General features: G+C 64.2%; 9 protein-coding genes and 1 pseudogene. 4 read left to right on the top strand and 6 right to left on the bottom strand.

Annotation, left to right across the window (positions count from 1 at the left end; translation table 11 throughout):
* The 6 genes from KAY22_RS19710 to KAY22_RS19685 form a co-directional block, all read right to left on the bottom strand.
* The coding region (locus KAY22_RS19710) for a hypothetical protein (RefSeq protein ID WP_296624981.1) at nt 1–1,503 on the bottom strand (1,503 nt) is incomplete at its 3' end.
* On the bottom strand, nt 1,500–2,426 hold the full coding sequence (locus tag KAY22_RS19705) for a hypothetical protein (RefSeq protein ID WP_296624980.1): 927 nt from the start codon (nt 2,424–2,426) through the stop codon (nt 1,500–1,502). The genes KAY22_RS19705 and KAY22_RS19710, both read right to left, overlap by 4 nt.
* Complete coding sequence (locus KAY22_RS19700; protein WP_296624979.1) at nt 2,423–4,237, bottom strand: asparagine synthase-related protein; 1,815 nt, start codon at nt 4,235–4,237, stop codon at nt 2,423–2,425. Before KAY22_RS19700 ends, KAY22_RS19705 begins: the two co-directional genes overlap by 4 nt.
* A complete protein-coding gene (locus tag KAY22_RS19695; RefSeq protein ID WP_296624978.1) occupies nt 4,234–4,476 on the bottom strand; it encodes a PqqD family protein in 243 nt (80 codons plus the stop codon). Before KAY22_RS19695 ends, KAY22_RS19700 begins: the two co-directional genes overlap by 4 nt.
* A gap of 203 nt (nt 4,477–4,679) precedes the next feature.
* Nucleotides 4,680–4,826, bottom strand: a complete 147-nt coding sequence (locus KAY22_RS19690; RefSeq protein ID WP_296624977.1) for a hypothetical protein — start codon at nt 4,824–4,826, stop codon at nt 4,680–4,682.
* 80 nt (nt 4,827–4,906) lie between these two features.
* Nucleotides 4,907–6,037 (bottom strand): cupin domain-containing protein, encoded by a 1,131-nt coding sequence (locus KAY22_RS19685; RefSeq protein ID WP_296624976.1) that lies wholly within the window; start codon nt 6,035–6,037, stop codon nt 4,907–4,909.
* 131 nt (nt 6,038–6,168) lie between these two features.
* Between KAY22_RS19685 and KAY22_RS19680 the strand changes: the two genes are divergently transcribed.
* The 4 genes and pseudogenes from KAY22_RS19680 to KAY22_RS19665 all read left to right on the top strand — a co-directional run.
* Nucleotides 6,169–7,869 (top strand): carbamoyltransferase C-terminal domain-containing protein, encoded by a 1,701-nt coding sequence (locus KAY22_RS19680; RefSeq protein WP_296624975.1) that lies wholly within the window; start codon nt 6,169–6,171, stop codon nt 7,867–7,869.
* A gap of 11 nt (nt 7,870–7,880) precedes the next feature.
* Nucleotides 7,881–8,975, top strand: coding sequence for a hypothetical protein (locus KAY22_RS19675; RefSeq protein ID WP_296624974.1), 1,095 nt, complete (start codon nt 7,881–7,883; stop codon nt 8,973–8,975).
* Nucleotides 8,975–9,766: a class I SAM-dependent methyltransferase gene (locus KAY22_RS19670; protein WP_296624973.1), complete on the top strand. Its 792-nt coding sequence runs from the start codon at nt 8,975–8,977 to the stop codon at nt 9,764–9,766. The genes KAY22_RS19675 and KAY22_RS19670 overlap by 1 nt, the downstream gene beginning before the upstream one ends.
* Nucleotides 9,763–10,093, top strand: a pseudogene (locus KAY22_RS19665) (hypothetical protein); the annotation flags it as partial. The gene KAY22_RS19670 and the pseudogene KAY22_RS19665, both read left to right, overlap by 4 nt.

Raw genomic sequence — 10,093 nt, 5'->3', positions numbered from 1 at the left:
GGGCAGGTGCGCGGCTGCTGCGGTGACGCAGCCATGGGCGTCATACCAGGCTGGATTGACCGCCTTGCCTTCGGTCCAGCTTGCATAGACGTCTCGGCGATAGGTTGCGAACCCGCCATCATCCTGCATGTGCTGGCGGAGAAAGGCGGTGGCCTCGCGCGCTTCCTGCGTATCGTCCTGTTCCAGGGCCGAGGCCAGGTGCAGCCCCCAAAGCGTGCTATCGGCATCGGCTGGCTGGAGGAAGTTCCATCCCCAGCCATGCCGGGCCCTGGCCTTCAGCAGATGCCATGCACGCGAAGCGGCCGCGCGGCCATCGAGATTGCTGCCCCGATATAGCGTGCGTCCGATATAGGCCGTCACCCATTCATCGGCTGGCCCTTCGGAAAAGCCATCGAAGTCGAGCCACCAGCCTGCCTGGTTCCGTGCAGCGATCAGGAAGGCGGTGGCGGCCTCAAGCGCCGCATCAATCCCGCCCCCGGCATTTCGGGGCTGAGCTTTCGCGGCGGGGTCAGGCAGGTTTCTAACCTCGACGAACCCGAAATATCCTTTCGCCTTTGGCGGTTGACGGGGAGCTAGCACGACCTTCACGTGGCTGATGCGACAGTCGAGCCAGTGAACCGCGGGATCCGTACGCAGCAATGCATCGGTGATCAGCGTTTCAGGCCATTGGGAGGATGAAATTGGTGTGAGCTTGGCTGGCCAGGCGAGCAACTGGTCGCGCCGGTCGGGCGTGCATAACCCTTCTTGTACCAGCAGGTCGAACAGGCAGCGCCAGCGCGGATCATTGGCGGCGGGCTCGCCGACGAAGCATTCCAGCCCCAGGTCCGGACTAAGTCCATCGGCAAGGGTCAGGGCCAGGCGGATACGATCCGCATGGACGAACAGTCGATCGATCCAGCGTAGGGCCTGTTCGCGCGAGCCTGGCCAGCCCAACCGGGCGAGCAGGGCAGCGACTTCGGCGGGAGGAACGCCCTCGACAATCAGCCTCAATGGGGCTCCCGGGCGCCCGAGCATGAGCCCCAAATGAGAAAGGCGTACATCCGCCCCACATTCCGCAAGGCAGCCAAGAAGGACATCCAGCCCGGCATGCGCCAGATCCATGCCGAAAGCCTCGAGGATCTGCGGAACCGCGTTGTCGTGCCGTTCGCGAAGTCGCACAAAGACAGACAAGGGCGGATCCGCCGAGGTGACCTCGGAGGGCGTGTCCAGTTCCAGCCAATATTCCTCGATATCGCTCGCGATCTTCGCGAGCGCGGAATTGAGACGATACCATGCTTCGCCCTGCGGCCTGGTCTGATCGATCCAGCGCCGCAGGCGATCGATCTCGGTATCGCTTTTTATCCGTTGCTGCAGGTCGACGGTTGCGTCGTCCGCGAGCGAGACTTCGAGCCCCGCCGTTGCCACTGCGGGCAGGTACGCTGCCATGCGCGCGAGCCTTTCCGAACCGGGCCATCCGCGTTCGGCCAGGACGAAGCGCAATATCGGAGCCAGATTCTGCGTCATCCTATGCCCAGCGCGACGGTAATCTGGGGCAATATGTCCCATCGGCGCGGAAAGCTGAGTTCGAACATCGGCACCCGTTCGGCGATCGTCCGCAATCCGTCGAACCGTGCCTGCGTCAGCAGCCGGATAAACCCTTGAGGATACCAGCAATCGACCAGTTTCGGCAGCGCCTGCGCTGCCGGAAGCGGGGGGCTGATCGTGACGGCATCGCCATCCCTTGCCTGCTTCAGCAGGTAGAGCCCATCCAGATGGGGATCCGGGCGCAACGAGGCGGCGCTATCGCCGGAAACGTCCCAGAGAAGCTTGTCGACCCAAGGAGCCGTCGCGAGCCGCTGTCCGGTTCGCACGATTCTGGCACTGGCCTCGGGATCCAGCCGCACATTGGCGCAGCCCCGCGCAACGATGAATCGGTCTCCGTTCGCGCGCAGCGCGGCGATGTCGTCGGAAACAAGAATTCCGCCCTGCGCTACCAGCGCGGCCGCCGTCGTGGACTTGCCCGCCCCGCTGTCGCCGAGCAGGGCGATGGTGCGACCGTGGACCGATACCACCGATCCGTGCAGGCAGGTGATGCCGCGCCGGTGCAGTAACAGGCCCAGCCCTATGCCGACGAGTACAGTCGGCACAAATTCCAGCTTGGCCGCCGTGCAGATGACGGTCATGTGATCGTTCGACGGAGCGATCACGAGTTGCAGTTCGCGTCGCCATTCGATGCACAGCCCACCGTCTTCGGTCTCGCCAAGCAGGGCGCTCCCTGGACCGTCCGAAGACGCGGGCAGGGCCCGTGCAGCGGTGCGCCACGCGGTCTCGGCTTCCCATGTGATGGTAACGTCGGCTGCCGTCCCATCTGCGAGCGGGAAAGCCCCCGGTAGCGGGAACGGGCTTTCTATAGTCAGCCCATAGAGGGTGCTGCGATAGGTCGTCATGGCTGCACAGCCTGCCGGCGCATATGCCAGTCGATGAACTTGGCGAACCGCCCCCCGGTCAGGACGACCGAGAACATCTCGCGCTGCCATCCGTCCCGATCGCTCGGAACGATCCGGTCGAGCGCCTCGAGAAAACGTGCACGGTCGACATAGTCCCAGCATAGCGGCGCCGCTTCCTTCTCGGCCCAATACTGGAGAGCCGGCCGGGCGGCGACACAATGCGCGGCGAGTGCAGGGTCGAAGGCGGGTCCCTTGTCGGGCCGCAAGCGCACGACCTCGGGGATGATGCCGAGCGTGGCCCGGCGCATCAGGCTGCGGGGCACGGCATCGCGATGCAGCTCTTCTTCCGGAAGCCCGCGGACCAGAGCGATCAGACGGCTGTCGAGCAGGGGAAAGCGCACATCCTGCCCAAAGGCCTTGGCGAAGACCTGGTGCATCTCCGGCAGCACGCGTTCGAGCCTTCCCGGTTCCAGAATGAAATCCATGTCCTGGTGCGGAAGCCGGCGGAACTTGGTCAGCGATGTCGTCGGGGCACGCCCGGTTCGCTCTGCGACCCTGCGGATTAGAGCCTGAGCCGCGCAGCCCGCATCGCGCAGAGCCGTGCGCCGCCACCTGTGCCGCCAGCCAGCCAGTGGCCGCGCGACCTGATCGCGCAGAAGCCTCCACCAGGCTGTACCATCCGCGCGCCGTAAACGCCTCAACTCGGACAGGGCCGCGCCGAACTGTCCGCGCCGCAGGTGCAATTCCGTGGCCGGCATGCCCCGCGCAGAAACGAAGAAATCGCCCCCAAAGCCGCTCAGGACGATATCCACGCCATGCTCCTGTCCGATAGCGCCCAGCATTTCTTCGACGTGGCTGACGGTACTATATTGCGGTTCGCCCAGGCATTCGAACCAGCGGGGCTGCGCACCGAACGGGTCCGCGTCGGCGGGAAGCGTGATCCAGACGGGGTCGATATTGTCTTCCTGATCGAGCACCGCCTCGATGAAATGCCGCTCGTCCGACTCCGGGCCGACATGGTCTGTCGGGAGCACCGAGCACAGGGCCAGAAGCCGACGCCCCTGCTGCTTGAGCCGCTGGGCGGCGATGCAGGCGATGGTGGCCGAATCCAAACCGCCGCTCAGGTGCACCGCGATTGTGGTGCCGCCGAGCAGATTGGACTCCACGACGTCGATAAGCATTGCCCGCACGGCTGCGGCGGCATCCGATGGCCCGCCGGGCAATGACGCGGTTCCCTTCCAGGGCGGCGGCAGGGCGCGCTGCGAGAAGGCGCCGCCGTCCAGCGTCAGGCAATGGCCGGCGGGAATCCGCCGGACGTCGGCGTGAAAGCTGTGATCGGCCGGCCCGGTCCCATCGAAGCAGAGCATGCGACAGATCGCATCTTCGTTCAGTGCTTGCGAAATGCAGGGAAGCGCCAGCAGCGCCGGCAGCGACGATGCGAAGGCAAAGACGTCATCCCGCCGGACGTAGAAGAGCGGTCGTGTGCCCAAATGCGATCGGCGAAGGACAAGGCACCGATCTGGAGAAGTCCAGCTTGCAAGCGCGAAATCACCGGTCAAGGGGCCTGCTGCGATATCCCGCCAAGCCAGCTCTGCCTCGCCGCCTGGCGCACCAGCGCCGACACGCCCGTCGCAGAGGAGAAGCCTGCCGCTGTCTTGCAGGACCATGTCATCCGTCGCCGCCAGGAAGACCGCATCGGCGTCGGGCCGGATGACCTCCAGCCGCTCCCCTGCGGAACAGGCAAGCGAAGCGATCCAGTCTTCCGGGATCGTCAGGGCGTCGAGTCGGACGATCCCTGCGATGAAGCTCATTCGGCGGTAGGGAGCGGAGCGCCGGTGGCTTCAGACTGCTCGATTACCACATGCGAGGCGACGAGCTTTTCGAGGAAAGCCCGCACGTCATCTGCGCATTGCGCACGATCCACGCGATAGGTCGCGACGACGGCGTCGACGATCTCCGCCTCCGATCGGGGGCTTTCGAGCATGTGCCAGATGACGGAGCCAATGCCCGCCATCTCATAATAGGAGCCGTCCTCGATGTTCATGAGCATGAACTGACCGTCAAGTTCAGTCCAGAGAGCGCTTTGGCTTCTCACGAACATAAGAGCACCTTGTGAAAAGCAGGGTCGGGAAAAGCTTGGCCAATGTCCTGACAGGGGTGAACCATGCGCCCCCTGGAAATCAGATTCTAGCCGTGTGTCGAGCGGATGCCGCTCATGGGATCATGAGCAGCGCATCCGGCCACGACGACAGGTCAGGAATAGGCGGCGTCGCTGCCGCTATCGTTGCCGTTGCTCAGCGTGACGTCCGCAATCTTGCCGGCGTCGATCAGCTCGGGTTTCACATAAGCGAGCCGGCTGTCTTCCGAAGGCTCGCGGTCCTGGTTGATCAACGCTTCCATTACGGGTCCCCTTGTGGCGATGCGCCCATAGGACAGCCGATAGCACCGTAACGACCTCAAGACAATCTCGGACAACCGCGTCAGTCCGGTGAGGAGAGAAAAATCAATGCCTTGCGCGTCAACTCCTTGATGGCGGCACGCGTGTCGATGGCTGCGAGCCTGTGCCCAATGTCGCCTACACTCAGCATATCCTCGGCGAGCAGCAGCGCCAGGACGGCGCATTCCGCTTCGGCAAGTGCGCCATATCGGGCCTGAACGACGTCAAGCGAGACCCGGCGGCGGAATGCCGGCTGCACCATCATGTCGGGCTGGATCTGCTGACCGAGACCAAGCGTGAAGGGACGAAAGGGCCGACGATCGCCATCGGCCCGCGCGAGAAAGGCATCGATCTCGAACGAGTCGACCAGCTGGTGAAGGGCAGCCCGCAAAGCCGCCTGATGCGCGCTGCGCTGCTCGTGGCTGCCCAGGACAGGCAGATATTGGCGCCCCACATCGTCGTCGAGCAACCTCCGTCCAAGCCAGTCCATGACATCGGCCCCGGTGGGCGGCGCCAGCGTGACGGTCAGGTGCAACGACGTCGGGCCGTCGACCATCGCACGATGCACGTCGCCGCGCGGCACGAATAGCATATCTCCTGGCTCGAGAACGCCCTCCCATTCCGCAGCAGGAAGGTCGGTCGGGCTGGAAAAGGTCTTGCCCTGCATGGGAAAGCGCGTGGTCTGCCCGTAACACCACCAGTGTTTTCTGCCCTGCAGCTGCAGGATCAATACATGATGCCCGTCGAAATGCGCCTTGAACGCGCTTTCGCGGTTGAAGCTGGCATAGGCATTGGTGTGCGTGTTGCACCGCAGATAGCGTTCGACCATCGCATTCATCGCCGCGATGGCCGGCACCTGTTTTTCCACGGAGTTGAGCACCAGGCTTGCGCCCTGATCGCACAGCGCCTGGATCGCTTCGGGGGCCAGTCCGCCGTTCCCGACACCGACCATCTCCAGCGGCAAAGGGCGCCCCTGCCGTGCCAGGATCGCCTGCCCCGATCGCAGGGCTTCGGCAGTGATCAGCGTTCCAAGCGTCTCCCACGGCAATAGCTGCGCGAGCGCTGCGCTGCGCTCGGTCCTGCGGAACAGACGGCGCTCCCGCATCATCGCGTCGGCAATTTCAGTAGGGTCGATCGGATGGAAAAGACTGCGCAGGGCGTGGCTGGAATCCATTTGCCGGATCTATCGCGGTTGATGGCGAATTGCCAGCAACGCCGCCGTGAAGCCGTGTCGCAGCCAAACACTTTGCCGGTCTCTCCGGATTGTCATAGGGAGCAAGTCCCTTGTCGGAGTGCAGACCGCAAATGGCATCGTCCAAATCCGTTTATGTTCTGGGGCTTGGCCTGTCGCACAACGGCGCCGCCTGCCTGCTGAAGGATGGACGCATTGCGGTAGCGATCGAGAAGGAACGGCTCACCAAGGTCAAGAATGACGGCGGCAACGACGCTCTTGCGATTGCCTATTGCCTGAATGCCGCCGGCATCGGCTGGGACGAGATCGCGCTGGTGGTGCAGAACGCCAATTTCGGCAGCTTTGCCTATGGCAATCACTGGTATCGCGGCGCGCGGACGATCCCGGACGGGGTGCCGGTGAAGACCATTTCTCACCATCTCGCTCATGCGTGCAGCGCCTTCTATCTGAGCCCGTTCGACACGGCGGCCGTGCTCACGGTCGATGGATGCGGCAACGCATTCGAGGATTGCATGGATCTCGATGGCGCCATCCTGCCCGAACGGCCCACCGGCGAAATGGCCGCGCTCTGGTTCGAAAAAGACAGCTACTACGCTGCGTCCGGCTCGGGTCTTCAGTCTGTATTCAAGGATTTTTCGCCGCTCGGCCGCTATCAGTGCGACTATCCGATGCACCCCGATACCACGCGCCATTCGATCGGCGGCGTCTATGCGGGGGCCAGCCGCTATGTCCTGGGCAGCACCAGCGACCTCGGCAAACTGATGGGGCTGGCACCTTACGGCCAGCCCGGCGCCTTGCGGCATCGGATATTCGACATTCGCGACGGGCGGCTGTTCGTCGATTATGACTGGATTCAGGATTTCCGGGTCCGGATGCATTCGGCAGCGGACTTCAAGGCACGCTTTCAATATTTCGCCGATGTTGCGCGACTGGTGCAAGGCGAGGTCGAGCGCGCGCTGGTGGAACTGGCGCGCGCGCGCCATGCGCTGCACCCCAGCCCAAATCTGTGCTTTGCGGGCGGGGTGGCGCTCAATGCCGTTGCCAACACGCGAATTCTGCAGGAAACCCCGTTCGAACAGATGTTCGTGCCGCCCGCAGCGGACGATTCCGGATTGGCGCTCGGCTGCGCCTATCATGGCTGGCACAGCATTCTGGCGGGCGAGCCGGTCCGCCACGACGGATCTCCCTTTCTGGGACGCAGTTACGACGGTGATTCCGTGCAGATCGAGCGCGCGTTGCAGGCGGTCGGCGATGGCGTGATCGTAACCCGGCCCGCCGAGCCAATGGAGGCGATGGCCGAACTGCTCGCCGAGGGCAATACTGTGGCCTGGCACCGCGGCAGTGCCGAATTCGGCCCCCGCGCCTTGGGGCATCGCAGCATTCTGGCTGATCCCCGTCGTGCCGAGATGCGCGATTACATCAATGCCCAGGTGAAGTTTCGCGAGGACTTCCGTCCGTTCGCGCCAGCCGTGCTGGCCGAAGACGCGGCGACCTATTTCGAACTGGATCGCGACAGCCCCTATATGCTGTTTGTCGTGCCGGTGCGAGAGGCGTGGCGCAGCAGGATCGGCGCGGTCGTGCATGTCGATGGCACGGCGAGGGTGCAGACGGTGCGCCGCGAAGTCGATGAGACGTTCCACGATCTGCTGACGGCATTCAAGACGCGCAGCGGGATCGGCATGCTGCTCAACACGTCGCTCAACCGCAGGGGGCAGCCGATTGTCGAAACCCCGGTCGAAGCGGCCGAGCTGTTTCGCGACACCGGACTGCATGCGCTCATGGTCGGCCCCTATCTGGTGCGTAAGCAACCATGAGTGCGCCGGCCATGATCGCGCCGGCCCCGCCCTTCGGCCCCGGTGCGCCCGGTGCCGATTATGCGCGCGATCCCTTTCCCTATCTGGCTCGCCTGCGAGATATGGCACCGCGCTATCATGCGCCGGAACGCGATGCCTGGTTCTTTTCGGCACGGGCCGACATCGCGACCCTGCTGCGCGACGATCGTCTCGGTATCACGCAGGGCACCTCCTTCGCGGACCGCTCCGATTCATTCCGTGCGACGGTGGTTCGGCGGTTGCGCGGATGGTTTTCATCCTCCGGCCCGATGCTCTCGCAAACCGTGTCGACCGCGCTTGACGACTGCCTGGCGATGGTGGCGGCGCATGGCGGAGGCGACCTTGTTCCCCTTCTCGCCCAGGCTCTTCCGGCACGGGTAATGGCCTCGCTGCTCGGCATTCCTGCGTCGGACCTGCCCGCCCTTCAGCAGGTTTCGGAGGGGCTATTGCAGGGCTTCGATCTCGAATGGGAGGGGCGTCCGGCCCTCGCAGCTCCGGCGTCGCAGGTGCTTGCCTTGTATTTCCAGAAGCACTGGCGCCTCGCGCCGGCGACCGAGCTTATGGGGTTGCTGCGCGCCACCCAGTCGGAGTTCGACCTGCCGCAGGCCAGCATGGTCGATACGTGCAGCAAGCTGTTCTCGGCCGGAACCACCACCACCGCCGCCGCCATCGCCAATATTCTGGCGCGGCTGATCGAGGCGGCAGGGGTCGCCAACGGCTCGATCGAACGACCCACGGTCGAAGAGCTGTTGCGGCTCGACACGCCGTTGCTCGCGCTCAAACGCGTGGCGCTTGCAGAGCTGCAGATCGGCGAGGCGGTGATCCGGCCCGGGCAGAAGGTCTATCTTCTGGTTGGCTCTGCACATCGGACATCGGAGGGAGACGCTGCCGCTGCCCCACTGACTTTCGGGCTGGGACGCTACCATTGCCTCGGCGCAGCGCTGGCCCGGCTCGAGATAGAGGTAATGCTTGATCCGATGCAGAAGTTGGCCGCACGGATGCGCCTGTCCGGGCCCGTTCAATGGCGCGAATCCTGGCTGCTGCATGAAGCGCGTTCCATTCTGGTCAAGACCCACGGAGTATCCTGATGCCGACCGAATATCAGCAGACCCTGACCGGGTCCTATGACCGCTTTTTTCGGGATGGAACGCTCTATGTCGGGGAACGGGCGGACTCGGGATACGCCAATCTCGGTCTGTTTCTTCCCGGGACGACCGACTTTCCGGAGGCCTGTGATAACATGATGGCGCTGCTCGTCGGCAAGTTCAGCCGACGCCAGGGGCCACTGCTCGATGTCGGCTGCGGATTGGGTGGCACGACCGAATATCTGGCACGGCATTTTCCTGTGGAGGGCGTGCACGGTATCAACGTCTCCGAATATCAGATCGAGCAGTGCCGGATACGGGTGCCGGGTGCGCATTTCCATGTGATGCCAGCGGAACAGATGCGCTTTCCGGATGCGATGTTCGATGCGATCGCCAGTGTCGAGGCCGCACTGCACTTCAAGGGAAGGCGCGAGTTTCTGCATGAATCGCTGCGCGTGTTGAAGCGGGGCGGAGAGATCGTCGTCGCCGACATGGTGTTTCGCGACGAGCCGAAGGCGTTTCCGAAGGTGCTGGCCGGGCAGGAGTGCTACCCGAACCTGGACAGCTATAGGGCGCTGTGGGAGTCGTGCGGTTTCGAGGACGTCGTCATCGACGACATCACCGACGCCAGCTGGCGCGCCTTTGTCGCTTGTTACAAGAGCAAGGCCCTGAGCGAACTGCTGGAGAAGCGGATCGATGCCGCCACGTTCAACCGGCTCCTCGAATTCGTGCGCAAGATCGAGGAGTTGCCCGTACTGTGCTATGTGGTCGTGAGCGCCCGCGCGCCCGAATGACCGCACCGCCGCTCCTGTTGACCCGCTATCGTGACGTCCGCGACGCCCTGAACGACGCCCGCCTGGTGATCCACAAGCCGCTCGCAGTGGGCGAGGCGATGGCCCATGTCGCGCAGGCCGCCAGCGGCGAACGGTCGCATCGCGTCCGTCCGCTCTGGCAGAGCCTGGCGCAGCAACTCCGGTCCGAAAAGATAGCAGGGCTGACCGGCTTCATAGAAGCCCGGGTCGACGCCGTGGTGCGCGACGCAGAGGCGCGGGGTGGCATGGAGGTGGTAGGGGACCTTGCCTTTCCGCTGCCGGTGGCCGTGATGGCGGAACTGCTGGGAC

The organism is Rhizorhabdus sp., from assembly GCF_018006725.1.
Taxonomy (GTDB): Bacteria; Pseudomonadota; Alphaproteobacteria; order Sphingomonadales; family Sphingomonadaceae; genus Rhizorhabdus.
This window is presented reverse-complemented; position numbering and strand designations above follow the sequence as displayed.

Excerpts from the sequence above, each read along its gene's own strand:
- KAY22_RS19705 (WP_296624980.1), bottom strand. The coding sequence starts at position 2,426 with ATGACGACCTATCGCAGCACCCTCTATGGGCTGACTATAGAAAGCCCG.
- KAY22_RS19700 (WP_296624979.1), bottom strand. The coding sequence starts at position 4,237 with ATGAGCTTCATCGCAGGGATCGTCCGACTCGACGCCCTGACGATCCCG.
- KAY22_RS19695 (WP_296624978.1), bottom strand. The coding sequence starts at position 4,476 with ATGCTCATGAACATCGAGGACGGCTCCTATTATGAGATGGCGGGCATT.
- KAY22_RS19690 (WP_296624977.1), bottom strand. The coding sequence starts at position 4,826 with ATGGAAGCGTTGATCAACCAGGACCGCGAGCCTTCGGAAGACAGCCGG.
- KAY22_RS19685 (WP_296624976.1), bottom strand. The coding sequence starts at position 6,037 with ATGGATTCCAGCCACGCCCTGCGCAGTCTTTTCCATCCGATCGACCCT.
- KAY22_RS19680 (WP_296624975.1), top strand. The coding sequence starts at position 6,169 with ATGGCATCGTCCAAATCCGTTTATGTTCTGGGGCTTGGCCTGTCGCAC.
- KAY22_RS19675 (WP_296624974.1), top strand. The coding sequence starts at position 7,881 with ATGATCGCGCCGGCCCCGCCCTTCGGCCCCGGTGCGCCCGGTGCCGAT.
- KAY22_RS19670 (WP_296624973.1), top strand. The coding sequence starts at position 8,975 with ATGCCGACCGAATATCAGCAGACCCTGACCGGGTCCTATGACCGCTTT.